The 15,861-nt window shown below is 45.2% G+C and carries 12 protein-coding genes and 1 pseudogene; 9 read left to right on the top strand and 4 right to left on the bottom strand.

Annotated features, from left to right (window positions below; all coding sequences use genetic code 11):
- Positions 1-5 precede the first annotated feature (5 nt).
- The 4 genes from XPG1_RS02275 to XPG1_RS02260 all read left to right on the top strand — a co-directional run bounded on the left by XPG1_RS02275 (position 6) and on the right by XPG1_RS02260 (position 3,229).
- Positions 6-782 carry an SDR family oxidoreductase gene (locus XPG1_RS02275; RefSeq protein ID WP_045957641.1) on the top strand — a complete coding sequence of 259 codons (777 nt, stop codon included), beginning with the start codon at positions 6-8 and terminating at the stop codon, positions 780-782.
- 127 nt (positions 783-909) lie between these two features.
- On the top strand, positions 910-1,788 hold the full coding sequence (locus XPG1_RS02270; RefSeq protein WP_045960324.1) for a co-chaperone YbbN: 879 nt from the start codon (positions 910-912) through the stop codon (positions 1,786-1,788).
- A gap of 47 nt (positions 1,789-1,835) precedes the next feature.
- Positions 1,836-2,765, top strand: a complete 930-nt coding sequence (locus XPG1_RS02265) for an SPFH domain-containing protein (RefSeq protein WP_045957640.1) — start codon at positions 1,836-1,838, stop codon at positions 2,763-2,765.
- A gap of 2 nt (positions 2,766-2,767) precedes the next feature.
- Entirely contained in the window at positions 2,768-3,229 is a 462-nt protein-coding gene (locus tag XPG1_RS02260) for an NfeD family protein (protein ID WP_045957639.1), read from the top strand.
- Here XPG1_RS02260 and cueR read toward each other — a convergent pair.
- Complete coding sequence (gene cueR, locus XPG1_RS02255; RefSeq protein ID WP_045957638.1) at positions 3,220-3,624, bottom strand: Cu(I)-responsive transcriptional regulator; 405 nt, start codon at positions 3,622-3,624, stop codon at positions 3,220-3,222. The two genes, XPG1_RS02260 and cueR, sit on opposite strands and share 10 nt — an antisense overlap.
- Positions 3,625-3,703: 79 nt before the next feature.
- On the opposite strand from cueR, the gene copA reads away from it, so the two are divergent.
- The 3 genes from copA (at position 3,704) to ybaK (ending at position 7,930) form a co-directional block, all read left to right on the top strand.
- Positions 3,704-6,451, top strand: a complete 2,748-nt coding sequence (gene copA / locus XPG1_RS02250) for a copper-exporting P-type ATPase CopA (RefSeq protein ID WP_045957637.1) — start codon at positions 3,704-3,706, stop codon at positions 6,449-6,451.
- 142 nt (positions 6,452-6,593) lie between these two features.
- Positions 6,594-7,400 (top strand): TraB/GumN family protein, encoded by an 807-nt coding sequence (locus tag XPG1_RS02245; RefSeq protein WP_045957636.1) that lies wholly within the window; start codon positions 6,594-6,596, stop codon positions 7,398-7,400.
- A gap of 53 nt (positions 7,401-7,453) precedes the next feature.
- Entirely contained in the window at positions 7,454-7,930 is a 477-nt protein-coding gene (ybaK, locus tag XPG1_RS02240) for a Cys-tRNA(Pro)/Cys-tRNA(Cys) deacylase YbaK (protein WP_045957635.1), read from the top strand.
- Positions 7,931-8,086: 156 nt separating this feature from the next.
- Here the strand turns inward: ybaK and ushA are convergent, their stop codons facing one another.
- A complete protein-coding gene (ushA, locus tag XPG1_RS02235; protein WP_045957634.1) occupies positions 8,087-9,745 on the bottom strand; it encodes a bifunctional UDP-sugar hydrolase/5'-nucleotidase UshA in 1,659 nt (552 codons plus the stop codon).
- Positions 9,746-10,026: 281 nt separating this feature from the next.
- Between ushA and XPG1_RS02230 the strand changes: the two are divergent.
- Both XPG1_RS02230 and ybaL read left to right on the top strand, forming a co-directional pair.
- Positions 10,027-11,260: pseudogene (locus tag XPG1_RS02230) on the top strand (MFS transporter).
- Positions 11,261-11,444: 184 nt separating this feature from the next.
- Positions 11,445-13,151 carry a YbaL family putative K(+) efflux transporter gene (gene ybaL, locus XPG1_RS02225; RefSeq protein ID WP_045957633.1) on the top strand — a complete coding sequence of 569 codons (1,707 nt, stop codon included), beginning with the start codon at positions 11,445-11,447 and terminating at the stop codon, positions 13,149-13,151.
- Positions 13,152-13,227: 76 nt separating this feature from the next.
- Here the strand turns inward: ybaL and XPG1_RS02220 are convergent, their stop codons facing one another.
- Both XPG1_RS02220 and wzz(fepE) read right to left on the bottom strand, forming a co-directional pair.
- Positions 13,228-14,538, bottom strand: a complete 1,311-nt coding sequence (locus XPG1_RS02220) for an inosine/guanosine kinase (RefSeq protein WP_045960322.1) — start codon at positions 14,536-14,538, stop codon at positions 13,228-13,230.
- Positions 14,539-14,713: 175 nt separating this feature from the next.
- Positions 14,714-15,823, bottom strand: coding sequence for an LPS O-antigen length regulator Wzz(fepE) (wzz(fepE), locus tag XPG1_RS02215; RefSeq protein WP_045957632.1), 1,110 nt, complete (start codon positions 15,821-15,823; stop codon positions 14,714-14,716).
- Positions 15,824-15,861: the final 38 nt, after the last annotated feature.

The raw sequence follows: 15,861 nt of genomic DNA, 5'->3' as shown, positions 1-15,861 counted from the left end.
AAATTATGCAAAAAGCCATTCTTATTACAGGATGTTCCAGTGGCATCGGATTCGCCGCGGCCAACATCCTCCATCAACGCGGTTACCGTGTGCTCGCTGCCTGTCGCAAATCGTCTGATTTGGCTCATATGCGTGAATGGGGGTTCGAACCGATTGAATTGGATTTAGCGGATAAAGAGAGTGTCGCACGCGCGGCAAAAACGGTGATTGCATTAACCAACGGTCGTTTATTCGGCTTATTTAATAATGCTGGCTTTGCCGTGTACGGCTCATTGGAAAGCGTTTCCCGTGAACAGATGGAAGAACAGTTTGCCACGAATTTCTTTGGTACCCATCAACTCACCTGCTTATTACTGCCCGCCATACGTGCTTATGGGGCAGGACGGATTGTCCAAACCAGTTCGGTGATGGGCTTACTTTCAACCCCTGGCCGGGGTGCCTACGCAGCCAGTAAATATGCCCTCGAAGCCTGGTCAGACGCTTTACGGGGAGAACTGGCAAAAACAGCGATTAAAGTCAGCCTGATAGAGCCTGGCCCAATCAATACGCGTTTTACGGAAAATGTGAATCAAACACAACAGGATCATCCGGTCGAAAACTCAAGCCTTACCCGCCGTTTTACCCTGATGCCTGAAGATGTGGTGGCGAAGCTGATTCATGCCCTGGAAAGTCCCCATCCTAAATTACGTTATTCTGTTACCTTGTTAACGCACACCGTCAAAATCATGCGTCGTATACTGCCAGAGAAATGGTTTGATAAAATCGTACACTGGCAAAGTTAAGGAAGATCAAAAAACGCACAAACGAACCTGATTGATATTCAATGCATTTCAAGTTGACTTGAAAAACGCAGGGGATATACATGATGATACCGCTCATCGCCTAGCAACGAACCAGAGAGACATACCCATGGAACCGACAGTGAATACAGAAAATCATACCGACTATATCCTGAATATTGATGAATCGAATATTACGCAAGTTGTGCAGCACTCACTCTCCCAACTCGTCGTATTCTATTTCTGGTCCCCACAAGACTTACATTGTCATGAATTAGAAGCCACGCTTGACAAAATCGCGCATGAATATGCCGGACAATTTACGCTGGCAAAAATCAATTGTGGCGAATTACCCTATATTGCCGCTCAGTTTGGTGTACGCGGCTTACCGACGGTACTGTTTGTGAAAGAAGCCCGCCCGGTGCAGGGTTTTGAAGGCATTCAAACCGATGAGGCTATCAGAAAAATTTTCTCCACACTTCTGGTGCAAGAAGAAAAGTCACCATTAGAACAAGTCAATGAACGACTTGAACAGGGCAAACCTCAAGAAGCCCTCTCCCTGCTGAAAGACATCCATCAGGAACAGCCTGAAAATACGGATGTGACGTTATTATTGGCCGAAGTACATCTGTCACTCAATCATCTTGACGACGCTCAAAAGCTATTGGATACCCTGCCATTAGAAGCACAAGATGCACGCTATCATGAGTTGCTTGAACACATAAAAACGCAAAAAGAGGCCGCAGATTCACCTGAAATCCAACAACTGCAACAAACGTTGGCGGCGCAACCAGAAAATGCAGAATTAGCCGTACAATTGGCATCTGAATTACACCAGGTTGGCCGTAATGAAGAAGCCTTAGCATTATTATTGGGTTTCCTGCAGAAAGATCTTGCGGCTGCCGATGGTGCGGTGAAAAAGACGATGATGGATATTCTGGCGGCTTTAGAGCATGGAGATGTGTTGGCTTCTAAATACCGTCGTCATGTATACTCTTTACTCTACTAGATGAATAAAAATTAGGTATACCGTCATCACTACATAGGACAATTGTTATGGATCTCTTCTCTTTTGGTGCTGTACCGATTCTCATCATTATTGCCATTGTTATTGTCTTTACCTGTGTCAAAACCGTTCCACAGGGTTATCAGTGGACGGTTGAACGTTTTGGGCGCTATACACGCACATTAACACCGGGTCTGCATATCATCGTGCCTTTCATCGATCGTATTGGCCGTAAGATCAATATGATGGAGCAAGTTCTGGATATTCCTTCGCAAGAGGTTATTTCCCGCGATAATGCGAATGTCACGATTGATGCCGTCTGTTTCATTCAGGTTGTTGATCCTGTACGGGCTGCCTATGAAGTCAGTAATCTGGAACTGTCTATCATTAACCTGACCATGACCAACTTCCGTACCGTGTTGGGTGCGATGGAACTGGACGAAATGCTGTCTCAGCGCGATGCCATCAATAGCCGCCTGTTGACCATCGTCGATGAAGCCACGAACCCGTGGGGCGTCAAGATCACGCGTATTGAGATCCGCGATGTTCGCCCGCCTAAAGAGCTGATCTCTGCAATGAACGCTCAGATGAAAGCAGAGCGAACTAAACGTGCAGACATTCTTGAGGCGGAAGGTATTCGTCAGGCCGCTATTTTGAAAGCGGAAGGCGAAAAACAGTCACAGATACTGAAAGCAGAAGGGGAACGCCAGTCCGCTTTCCTGCAAGCTGAAGCGCGTGAACGTGCCGCTGAAGCCGAGGCACGGGCAACCAAAATGGTGTCCGATGCGATTGCTAATGGCGATATGCAGGCAATTAACTATTTTGTTGCGCAAAAATATACGGATGCTCTCACAAATATTGGTGCGTCAACGAATAGCAAAGTGATTATGATGCCGCTGGAAGCCAGTAATTTGATGGGCGCCATTGGGGGTATTGCTGAATTAATTCACGAAAGTAAGAAAAGCAAACAGGATAAATAAATATGATTGAACAGATCGCCGCTCAACCAGTCTGGTTCTGGATCTGTTTTGGTGGCCTGCTTCTGATTGCTGAATTGCTAGGAACAGGGGGATATCTATTGTGGACAGGAACCGCAGCCGTTGTTGTTACCCTGATCACATGGATTTTTCCTTCGATGAGTTGGGCGCTGCAAGGGAGTCTGTTTGCGGTTCTGACCTTGCTTTCTGTGATTGTATGGCGTAGCTGGCTACGCCATCGCCCGCGCAAGGCAAGTGATAAGACGCTCAATCAGAAAAATCACCAATTGATTGGATTGCGTACCCGTTTAATCACAGATACCGAAAACGGTTTTGGGCGAGTCAAACTGGCTGATGGCAGTTGGCGCGTTCATTGTGACCGGGAACTTCAGGCCAATACCGAAGTTGAAGTCATCGCCGTTGACGGGATCACCTTGCAGGTGAGAGCCGTCTCCCGTCAAGGGTGATGTTGACAGCAGCCAGATAAATGCTCAATGATGGGGCAATCCGCGCCATCATTTCCCGGACATTCAGCCGCCAATGCCCGTAGTTTTTCCTTGATCTTTTTCAATTCCAAAATCGTTTTTTCTATTTCCGCGATTTTTTGCAGAGTCGCTGTTTTTACATCCATACTGTGACGGTGAGGGTTGCGGAATAATCGCAGCAATTCACGACACTCCCCCAACGTAAAGCCGACTTCTTTCGCCTGACGCAAAAGTATCAGCTCATTAATGTGCTTTTGCTGGTAATATCGATAACCATTACCTTCCCGCTCCGGTGCCGTAATCAGATCTTTTTCTTCATAGAATCGGATCGCTTTACTGGTTAAACCTGTCTTACGGGCAATTTCACTGATATTCATAATTCCCCCTTGACCTTCCCCATACAGGAAGGTTTAGCTTTAATGATAAGTTTATCACCCTGTATCAGGAGATATTGTGATGTCCACAACCACCATTCTGGCACTGCAAGGCCTAACGTGTATGCATTGTGTCAACCGAGTCAAAAAAGCACTGGAAAAAATCCCCGACGTTGAACAGGCGGACGTGCATCTGGATTATGCCAAAATTATCGGCCAGGTTTCAGCTAATGCATTAATTGCCGCCATTGTTGCCGAAGATTATCAAGCCACAGTCGCTACTCAGCCTGATATCGAGTTACGGCTGTCTGGCTTAAACTGTATGAGATGTGCCGGTAAGACACAACAAGCATTAGAGACCGTGCAGGGAGTGATTGCGGCAGAAGTGGATACCCGAACAGCCAAAATTTATGGTCATGCCGAGCACTGTGCATTAATACGTGCTGTTGAACAGGCTGGCTATCACGCTGAATTCGCTACAACGCTCCACCGCCCAAAGACTGAGCCGCTGCCACCGATTCCGGCATCTTTGCCAGCGGCAACCCCTTCAGCGCCGGCAGAAACCGCCCCTGTCCAGTACAGCAACAAAAATGAAGCGAATCATAGTGACCGCCATGATGACAATATTCAGCTTTTACTGACGGGAATGAGCTGTGCAAGTTGTGTCAACAAAGTACAAAAAGCACTGCAATCTGTTGAAGGCGTCATACATGCCAGAGTCAACCTTGCGGAAAGAAGCGCATTAGTCACCGGCCAGGTATCAGCCAATAGGTTGATTGAAGCTGTGATTAACGCAGGCTATGGCGCGGAAATTATTCAGAATGAAGCTGAACGCCGTGAGCGCCAACAGCAAGTTGCACAGGCGAATATGCGGCGTTTTCGCTGGCAGTCAGCCCTGGCATTAGTGGTTGGCGTACCGGTTATGGTGTGGGGCATGATAGGGGATAATATGTTCCTCACCCCGGCAAACCACACGATTTGGCTGACGATTGGTTTGATAACACTGCTGGTCATGATATTGGCAGGCGGCCATTTTTATCGTAATGCCTGGCAAAGCCTGAAAAAGGGCAGTGCAACAATGGATACACTTGTCGCCCTAGGGACTGGCGCAGCGTGGCTCTATTCAATGAGTGTCAATGTGTGGCCAGACATGTTTCCTCCCCAAGCCCGCCATCTTTATTATGAAGCCAGTGCCATGATCATTGGTTTAATCAATCTCGGTCATGCGTTGGAGCAACGTGCTCGTCAACGTTCTTCCAAAGCGCTTGAACGCTTATTGGACTTAACGCCTCCCACGGCGCGGGTCGTGACCGCTGGAGAAGAAAAAATACGGCCATTGGCTGACGTGATGCCCAATATGGTACTCCGCCTGACAACCGGCGATCGTGTGCCGGTCGATGGTGTCATTACGCAAGGTACCGTTTGGCTGGATGAAGCCATGCTGACCGGTGAACCCATTCCTCAACAAAAATCCAGCGGCGATAACGTCCATGCCGGTACGATCGTTCAAGATGGTACGGTGCTGTTTACCGCCAGTGCGGTTGGTAGCCAAACCACATTGGCACGCATTATCAAATTAGTTCGTCAGGCGCAAAGCAGTAAACCCGAACTGGGTCAACTGGCAGATAAAATCGCCGCAATATTTGTCCCTGTTGTTGTTGCTATCGCTTTAATGGCAGGTGCACTCTGGTATTTTATCGGCCCTGCACCACAAATTATGTACGCGCTGGTCATTATGACCACCGTGTTAATTATCGCCTGTCCTTGTGCTCTTGGCCTGGCAACACCCATGTCCATTATTTCAGGGGTGGGTCGAGCCGCTGAATTAGGTGTCTTAGTGCGTGATGCCGATGCCCTGCAACATGCCAGCCAACTGGATACCCTTGTCTTCGACAAAACCGGTACCTTAACGGAAGGTATGCCCAAGGTAACAGACATCCACACATTTAATGGCTTCACTGAAGCGCAGGTATTAATGTGGGCTGGCGCATTGGAAAATGGTTCAAATCACCCTCTGGCAAAAGCCATTTTAATGCAGATAGAAGGACAACACTTACCCGAAGTACAGGCATTCCGCACCATTGCAGGGCTGGGGGTGAAAGGCACGGTTGATGATATGCCTCTGCTGCTGGGGAATCAAAAATTACTTGAGCAACATCAGATTGATACGACAGCGTTAGCGCCTCTGGTTGCCGCACAAGCAGAAAAAGGGATAACACCGGTGATTTTGTCTGCCGATGGCAAGGTCGCGGCGCTATTTTCTATTCGCGATCCATTACGTCAAGATACCGCCTCAGCACTGCTTCGTTTGCATAACCAAGGTTACCGTTTGGTCATGCTGACAGGCGATAATCCCACCACGGCGAATGCCATCGCTAAAGAAGCCGGAATTGAGCACGTCATTGCCGGTGTTTTACCCGAGGGCAAAGCAGATGCCATTCAATCTCTGCAATCAGAAGGCAGAAAAGTTGCGATGATCGGTGATGGTATTAACGATGCGCCTGCATTGGCACAAGCGGATGTTGGCATTGCCATGGGCGGAGGCAGTGATATTGCGATAGAAACGGCAACCATTACCCTTATGCGTCATAGCCTGCACAGTGTTGCCGATGCCGTGGCATTATCCCGGGGGACGTTACGTAATATGAAACAAAATTTATTTGGTGCCTTTATCTACAATACCTTAGGTATCCCAATTGCAGCCGGTATTTTATACCCTTTCACGGGCACTTTATTAAATCCTGTCGTGGCTGGCGCAGCGATGGCATTGTCTTCAATTACCGTCGTCAGTAATGCCAATCGCTTATTACGCTTCAAACCCAAATCCTGATCCCCTATTCAGAAAACGATATCGCCTGCATGAAAAGCTAAATGAAAATATGTTTAGCTTTTCATCCCGCATTTTTCCCCCTTTTTTGTGAGCCAGTAACAGGTTAGCATACTGTTTAATGCCAACGATTGGAGTATGCGGTATGGGAAAATTAATGACCTATTTCAGTAAAATATGGGGGTTCAATTCCCAACGGTATTATCCCTACCCTGCTTTTGACATCACTTTACCTCAAAATCAACAATTACACCTTGTTGGCAGTATTCATATGGGGACACAAAACATGTATCCACTGTCTGACGTCTTGCTGGAACAACTGGCGCAAGCCGATGCGCTTATTGTCGAAGCAGATATCACTCAGACTGGCTCTCCATTCAAAGAAACACCACCGGAGCCGTTAGGACTGTCACAACGTTTATCTTCCGAACATTTTGACTGCCTACAACGTTATGGCCAAGAAATCCAATATCCTGTCACGCAACTGGATGCATTGCCATCATGGCAAGTTGCACTGATATTACAGGCTGCCCAAGCCCAATATTTGGGATTATTCCCTCAATATGGTATCGATTGCCAATTATTAGACAGTGCAAAAGCGCTCAATAAACCCATCCTCGAATTAGAGGGAACGGATGCACAAGTTGCCCTGCTCACCCATTTGCCCAATGGGGGACTTGCTTTGTTAGAAGATACGATTACCCACTGGCATACCAATGCCCGCACATTGCAGATGATGATTAGTTGGTGGATGAATTATAAACCTGAGAAACAAAATCAGGTCTTACCGATGACATTTTGCGAAGAGATTTATCACGTGTTGATGGCTGATAGAAATCGGCGCTGGAGTGAGCAACTGCACCACTTACCCGCAGGGAAATATCTGGTTGCCGTAGGTGCCTTGCATCTCCATGGAGAAAACAATTTAAGGCAGATGCTGGGAAGATCATAAGCATAATCACCTTGTCATCTGTCTCATTTAAAAAAATCATTACAGGAAAAAATATGACACCCGCCATTGTTTTACTGGAAAAACAAAAAATTAATTTTAAGCTTCATCCCTATGAACATGATACTCACGAACATAATTTTGGGGATGAAGTGGTTAAAAAACTCGGTTTGGATGCCAAATGTGTTTTTAAAACGCTGCTGGTTTCATTAAATGGTGATCCTAAAAACCTGGCGGTCGCCGTTACACCGGTCACCGGACAGCTCGATCTGAAAAAAGTGGCCAAAGTTTTTAAAGCGAAAAAAGCCGATATGGCAGATCCTCAACTGGCACAAAAAGTCACGGGGTATCTTGTCGGCGGGATTAGCCCATTGGGGCAGAAAAAACGCCTGCCTACCGTTATTGATAGTCAAGCTCAAACCTTGCCAACCCTATTTATTTCGGGAGGGAAACGGGGGTTAGATATTGAATTATCGCCCACTGATTTATGCCAACTGCTTCACTGCTCATTTTCTGATATCGCTAAGGTTTGAACATAAAGGGCAATTTCTCCGAGATTGATCTCTTTATGGCCAACCATCCCTATTTTAGATTAAGGAGAAAGCGCCTGGCCATGCGTGACTAAAAGGCCATCTGTTTTTCAGATGGCCTTTTATCTCAACAACACATCATCGATGAATTATGTGTTATTACTTATACGAAATTTCACCTTTCGGCTCATAATCAGCCGCTTTCAGAGGCGAATGTTTTTCTATATATCCTTTCAAGACTTCAGCATCAATGAACCCCGTATCAACGTAACCGGGTAAATTATCAATCCGTGGATAACCATCACCGCCAATCGCATTGAAATTCAACGTCGCCATACGATAAGTTTTATTGGGATCCAATGGATTGCCCCCAATTTTTACGTCACTGATCTGTTTCCCATGCTTCACAAAACTCACATTATAAAACTGCCCATAAGCGCCTGAGTCCGGTTCCATATTGGCGACGGCTGTCAGATAGGGCAGCACTTCGCTACCTTTGAAATCCACATAGGCCACTTGATTAGCGAATGGATGCACTTTCATAACATCTTTGTAAGTAATTTGCCCGGGTTCAATAGAATCCCGAATGCCGCCACCACTCATAATTGCAAAGTCAGCGTTTGTCCGTTCCATTTGAGCGGCCAAGACAAGGTGTGCCATATTCGTTTGAACGAAACGTACTTTACTGCGATCACCTTCCAGTTTGTGATCGACAGAACCGACTTTCACATTCAATTTCTGATTGCCCTTGTCCTGATAAGGTGTCAGTAATTTTAGCATCTCAGGGTTTTGCTGAATTTCATGCGTATAGTAAACACGCTCTGTGCTGCCATCTTCGTTGACTACTTTTTTCTTGAGGTTAATCGGGATTAATTGGTAATGCACCAGCTTGAATTCACCATTACGGAATTGAAAATCAGCCCGACCTACGTATTTTCCCCATTCATGGGCTTGAACAATCCAGGTGCCATTTTGGCGATCCGGGGAACACGGTGTCCCTGGAACATAATCCACCTGTTTATAGTTCTTATTCTCTGCCGACATACATACTGGATCTTGTGAATGGCCACCCACAATCATATTCAAATAACCCGCAGGCAAACTGCGCGCCATTTCAACATCTCCCGGTGCATTTGTCCCATGATGACCATCGTCATAATGTCCCATATGGGTTGCCGCAATAATCACATCCGGTTTTTCATTCTTTTTCAATTCTTCAATGACTTTTTTCGCTTCTTCGGCAGGGACACGGAATTCTACATCCGGAAAATTAGCGGGATTACCGATTTTTGCCGTATCATCCGTTGTCAGGCCAAGAACGGCGATTTTCACACCTTGCTTATCGAATATGACATAAGGCTTAAATAACCGTTTGCCGGTGCTGGATTGATAAATATTGGCAGATAAGAATGGGAAATTTGCCCATTTTTGTTGCTGACGCAAGACATTCAAAGGCTTATCAAATTCATGATTTCCCAATGCCATTGCGTCATACCCCACAAGATTCATGCCCTTAAAATCTGGCTCAGCATCTTGCATATCGGATTCCGGTACACCCGTGTTAATGTCCCCGCCAGACAACAACAATACGCTGCCTCCTTGCTTAGCAACTTCTTGTCGAATGGCATCAACGACCGTTTTTTGGGCTGCTAAACCATATTCACCATAATCGTTATTCCAAAAGTGGCCGTGATGATCATTGGTATGTAAGATCGTAATGTCATACGTTTTATCTTTTTCCCAAGCGCCGGCTATTAACGGTGTCAATGACAGAGAAATCGCCAAGGCACATACTGATGCTTTAAATGATAATTTCATGGGGTATCTCCATGTTATTTAAGTTTTATTGGTTATAGTCCCCAAATAGGGTGTACAACATAGCATATGGCACAATGCAATATTTTACTGATCAAAATGATATATTTGAGTCACTAAATAGTGCCTTCTCTCAACTTTTTGGGATAGTCATCAAATTTTATCACCATAAGTAAAATTTTTGTTAATTCTCTAAAAGTGTATTATGGTGGTCAGAATCAAAACAGAAGGTTAACAAATCAACTGAATTTCCTTCTAAAAACGACATTGATAAGCGGACAATAATGAATAAAACACGTGAAATCGCGTCTTTATCAACTTCATCAAGCAAAAACCATCGAACTGTTTTTTCAATGCTGGGCGCCATCAGCGTATCCCATATGCTGAATGATATGATCCAGTCCTTGATTCTGGCGATCTACCCGCTTTTGCAATCCGAGTTTACCCTCAGTTTCATTCAGGTGGGGATGATCACACTGACTTATCAGATCACCGCCTCGCTATTGCAACCGCTTATCGGCTGGTATACGGATAAACATCCTCAACCCTATTCATTACCTATCGGGATGGGCTTCACCTTATCAGGGCTCCTTCTCCTGGCTTACGCTGAGAGTTTTCCTATTATACTCATGGCTGCCGCATTAGTCGGTACAGGTTCATCTGTTTTTCATCCAGAATCTTCACGGGTCGCACGGATGGCTTCTGGTGGACGCCACGGATTGGCACAATCATTATTTCAAGTTGGGGGGAATTTAGGAAGTTCACTCGGGCCACTATTAGCCGCTCTTTTTATTGCACCTTATGGCAAGGGAAATGTCGGTTGGTTTTCTCTGGCCGCCTTATTGGCTATCGTGATCCTTTTACAAGTCAGTCAATGGTATAAAAAACAACATCAAACGATCGCGCCCTCAGCTGCACGCACTCACGCTCTGCCTGGCCTGCCCAAGAAAACCGTCATTAACGCTTTTGTGATACTTTTCTTGCTGATTTTCTCCAAATATTTTTACCTGGCCAGTATCAGCAGCTACTATACCTTTTACTTGATACAGAAATTTGATGTGTCCGTGCAAAATGCGCAGCTTCATCTGTTTGTCTTTTTGTTCTCCGTAGCGGCAGGAACGCTGATTGGCGGGCCGGTTGGGGATAGGATCGGCCGGAAGTCTGTTATTTGGGCTTCAATTCTGGGTGTTGCACCCTTCACTCTCATGTTGCCTTATGCATCCCTATTCTGGACAAGTATATTAACGGTGATTATTAGCGTCCGCCTTTTCCGCCATTCTGGTTTATGCCCAAGAACTGATACCCGGCAAAACAGGCATGATTGCAGGTTCGTTCTTCGGGTTGGCTTTCGGCATGGGGGGCATTGGGGCGGCGGTGCTTGGCTATATTGCAGATAAAACCAGTATAACGTTGGTATACAAAATCTGTGCTTTTTTACCACTTATTGGTATTTTTACCCTATTACTGCCAAATATAGAAAGTAAACCCCGAAAACCCAATAAAATGGGTCGGTCATGACTTTAATGATGACATTATCCTATTTTGTAAATAGGCGTAAATAATGGCAATACCTGCATAAAATAACAGTAAAATATCACTTATGCAGATCATTCTTGTTTCCACTGCTCAAGGTGTTTTTTAGCGAACTGATCATTCATTAATCGCCTCACATACAGAATAGTTGCTACTCAGAAGGAGTCTTATGGATCATTCGACACCTCTTATCACGACCCTTGTTGGCGGCTTTGTTCTTGCCTATCTGCTGGGCATGCTTGCGCAGCGTCTGAAAATTTCTCCCCTGGTAGGATACCTTGTCGCGGGTGTTTTAGCGGGGCCTTTTACGCCCGGTTTCGTTGCCGATACCTCTTTGGCACCAGAACTTTCAGAAATTGGCGTGATCTTACTGATGTTTGGTGTCGGTCTACATTTTTCGCTTAACGATTTGTTAACCGTCAAATCCATTGCCATCCCCGGTGCTCTCGCACAAATTGCCGTCTCAACCCTATTAGGCATAGGCTTATCGACACTACTTGGTTGGGGATTATTCAATGGCATTGTGTTCGGCCTTTGTTTATCCACCGCCAGCACTGTCGTCTTGCTCAGAGCATTGGAAGAGCGGCAACTCATTGACAGTCAAAGAGGACAAATTGCCATCGGTTGGCTCATTGTTGAAGATCTGGCCATGGTACTGACACTGGTGTTACTTCCGGCAATCGCCGGCCTGCTGGATAACCAGAATGCGAATTTCAGTCAATTACTGTTCAAGTTATCGATCACGGTTGGAAAAGTCGTTGCTTTTATTTTATTGATGATTTTTGTCGGGCGTCGCGTCATTCCTTGGTTACTGGCGAAAACCGCAGGGACTGGCTCCCGTGAATTATTCACGCTGGCTGTACTTACCATTGCATTAGGTGTTGCTTACGGTGCGGTGACATTATTTGATGCCTCATTTGCTCTCGGCGCATTCTTCGCTGGCATGGTACTGAATGAATCAGAGTTAAGCCATCGTGCAGCACAAGATACTTTACCGTTAAGGGATGCTTTTGCTGTTCTTTTCTTTGTATCCGTTGGGATGTTATTTGATCCCAGGGTGCTATTCCAGCAACCTCTGGCGATTGTGGGAACCCTCGCCATTATTCTCATTGGCAAATCACTGGCTGCCATGCTGTTGGTCAGAATGTTCGGACATTCTCGCCGTACAGCACTCACTATCTCTGTCAGTCTTGCTCAAATTGGAGAGTTCGCCTTTATTCTCGTCGGGCTTGGTGTCACGCTGGGATTCCTGGATGGGGAAGCCCGCAATCTTGTCTTGGCGGGCGCCATCATCTCAATTATGCTGAATCCTGTTCTATTCAGTTTACTGGATCGCTATCTGGCAAAAACAGAAACCATTGAAGAACAATTACTCGAAGAAACATTAGAAGAAGAAACTCAAATCCCTGTCGATATTTGTGGGCATACCATTGTCGTGGGTTATGGCCGAGTAGGTCGTCAACTCTGCCAACGCTTACAAGAAAGAAATATTCCGATCGTGGTCATTGAAGACACACGAGCCCGATTTGAAGAGTTAGGCGAAATGGGGATCAGTGCAGTCATGGGGAACGCGACCAATAAAGACATCATGGCGCTAGCCCGGCTCGATTGCGCTTGTAGGCTATTCCTGACCATCCCCAATGGTTATGAAGCGGGTGAAGTTGTTGCAAATGCCAGAAAAATCAGGCCAGATATCAATATTATTGTTAGGGCTCATTATGACGATGAAGTCAGCTACATTAAAGCGCGTGGCACCAACCATATCATTATTGGTGAACATGAGATAGCACGAGCAATGGTTGATACCCTATCTGAATATCAGGAAGGTTGCCCAATAACGCCACCACTTTCCCCAGTAGCACCATCATCAACATAATGCAGTCTAGGGATATCCCACGTGAGGGGGGATATCCCTGCTAAAACCACTAAGACAAGATTTCAAGCGACCAGAATCAACGCTCCCAGTAAGATTCTTCCAGACTATCTTCTTTCTCCGGTAATCCTCTGCTCAGACGCGGAGAATGCTGTCTCAGTACCTGATAACTCACCCTGTTGGCGTACTTACATACCTGGGATAAAGAGGAATAAGTTAAGTAAGAACGAATATGCTTGCTGGAGTTAGGGACATTCATACGATGATAACTATTGGCAGTAATATCATGCAGTAATGCAGATAATGCCCCATCCCCGGCACCATTGGTATTCATGATTTTTTCAGGTCCCCCCATATAGGGTTCAATGTGGGAATAGACTCGCGTTGGCTGCTGACAATCTGCTTTACGCATCGCACGGCTGAATTCATAACGATTAAATTCCGCAATCGCGCCCGGCAGTAAATGGTGTGACGTTTGACGCTTGTGTTCTTCCTCCGTGTAACCTGCCATATATAATCCAGCAGGGCCAGCCGTACACAATACCAAATCGACCCAATTCAGTACTTGATCAGCGGCTAACAGCGGATCACTGAAACCTGTCAGTTCATAAGCCTCATCTTCATTCATGGCAACAACAGTAACATTTTCCGCCAGAAAATCACGCCACCATTGCGGATCATCCGCAATGACGTATTTTGTTCCTAACGTCAAAACAACAGGTACGTGGTGTTTTTTCGCATACTCAATGGCTTTCATGGTTGCCTGCGGCATCGGTTCACCCGGCTTACAACGCACCAGATAAGCAGTAATGACCAAAGCAGAGGCTTCCGCAATAATGTGTTCAGGAATACTTTCTGGACGAAGCTGATTCATTAAACCAGGACTGATAGCAAAAGTTCTTTCACCATTTTCTGTCACTAAGGTAAAACAGCGGCCGATTGGACCATCAACCCCCTGAAGATGATTTAAATCCATGCGGCTGGATGTATTGCAAAGATAGCAGTAGGCATAGCTGCCTATTTGAATGTTATTGCACATAGCACCCAGCAAGACGGATTTATCATCCGCCAGAACAGAATAATTATGCAGGGTATTACCGATAGTGCCACCCGCAAATTCGTGACTAATCAGATTGTTGTCTGTCAGTTCTTTGTAGAGCGCCTCAGCGACATCATCTTCGATAACTAAAGAGTGTCCCTGGCTCAAGTTATAACGCTGGATAAAATCTTCATCCACTTTAGCTTCAATATCAACCAATGTCTGATCAATACCGACAATGTATGCTCGATTATTTTCAGTATCCATCATCTCTTTGATGGGCTGGAGCAAAGGATCTCTTAAACTGACAGGAAAATAGTGTTTAGATTTACGTTTACCAGGGAATTTCATAATTACTTGCGGATATAGAACCAAAATATGCGGCATGTTAGCACAACATATTGTGTCACCATACCGAAACGAAACAAAAAACAGACGGCAAAAATGAAAACAGCCAATGCGATTACTACATTGGCTGTACAATCAAAACATTACCCTATCACTCATCATCACGTCTTAAATAACATTAAGCCTTTTGCTTCTGACGGCAACGTACCGTGTGACGCAACAGAACATACATGATGGATAAAATAAATCCGATAAAACCAGCACCGATCAAAATCAACAGGCGCTTAGGCGAATCTTTCGACGTTGGTTCATAAGGCTCCTGCATATACCTGAATGGCTCGAAATCAACCTTATCAATACTCACATTTTCTAGGCTTTTAATATATAACTGACGGTTTCGCAGATCGGCATCAATCGTAACCGGGTCAGTGATTTCTTCGGTAATCTGTAGCTTACGCTGAAGAGCATCAGAACCCAGAGCAATCGAATAGTCTGGGTCATCTTTGATCATTGACCCGCCATTTGATATTGGCTTTTTGACGCCGGCAGAATTAGCAATAGAAATGGCATATTTTAAGCGCTCGATATCGACCCTACGCATATTATCAATACGCGCCAAATCGAGAGCATACAATTTTTTCGAGTACGCTAACTTCTGACGAACCATATCATTCAGTTCATCTTTCACTTGCTCACGAACCACCGATGAGACAAATTTAATATAGCCACTTAATAGATTGTAAGCATCTTCCGCATTGTTGGCACTGAAAGACAGTTTGACTTCATCAATATCATCATCTTTCTTAGGTAAAGCAGCGGCAATGTTGTTATTGACAACCTGTTCGATCAGTTTTCTTCTTTCCTGCTCAGAATGACTTTGATCCTGATGCTTAGCCAGAAAAGTCCTAAAGTAATCCGTACTGACCAAATATTCTTCACGTAATACACGTGAATTATAGTTTTCAACAAAACGATGATACAGTGTATCTTCCGTCACTTTAGGTTCAAGATTCAGAACCTGCAAACCTGTTAATGCATCTTTCAAGGGTTGAAATTCTTCCAATCCTGGTTTCACCACCGCGGCTGTACTGGTCCATTTTTGGGGTAACAATGATGAAGCGCCAAAACCAATAACAGCAAACACGAAAGAAACTGCAATAACCAAATATTTTGATTTAAAGAGTACGGAAAAGAGTTCAAACAAATCAATTTCATCATCCTGCACAGGATGATAATAATTTGAACGCTCTTCGTAAAAGTCAGGATGCTTAATAGGTTTATTACTCATTATCTATATGTCCAATCCACGTAATTTTGATTTTTCAT

Origin of the sequence: Xenorhabdus poinarii G6, assembly GCF_000968175.1 — a bacterium.
GTDB lineage: Bacteria > Pseudomonadota > Gammaproteobacteria > Enterobacterales > Enterobacteriaceae > Xenorhabdus > Xenorhabdus poinarii.
Note: the sequence above shows the minus strand (reverse complement) of the source record. Positions and strands in the feature narration are given on the sequence as shown.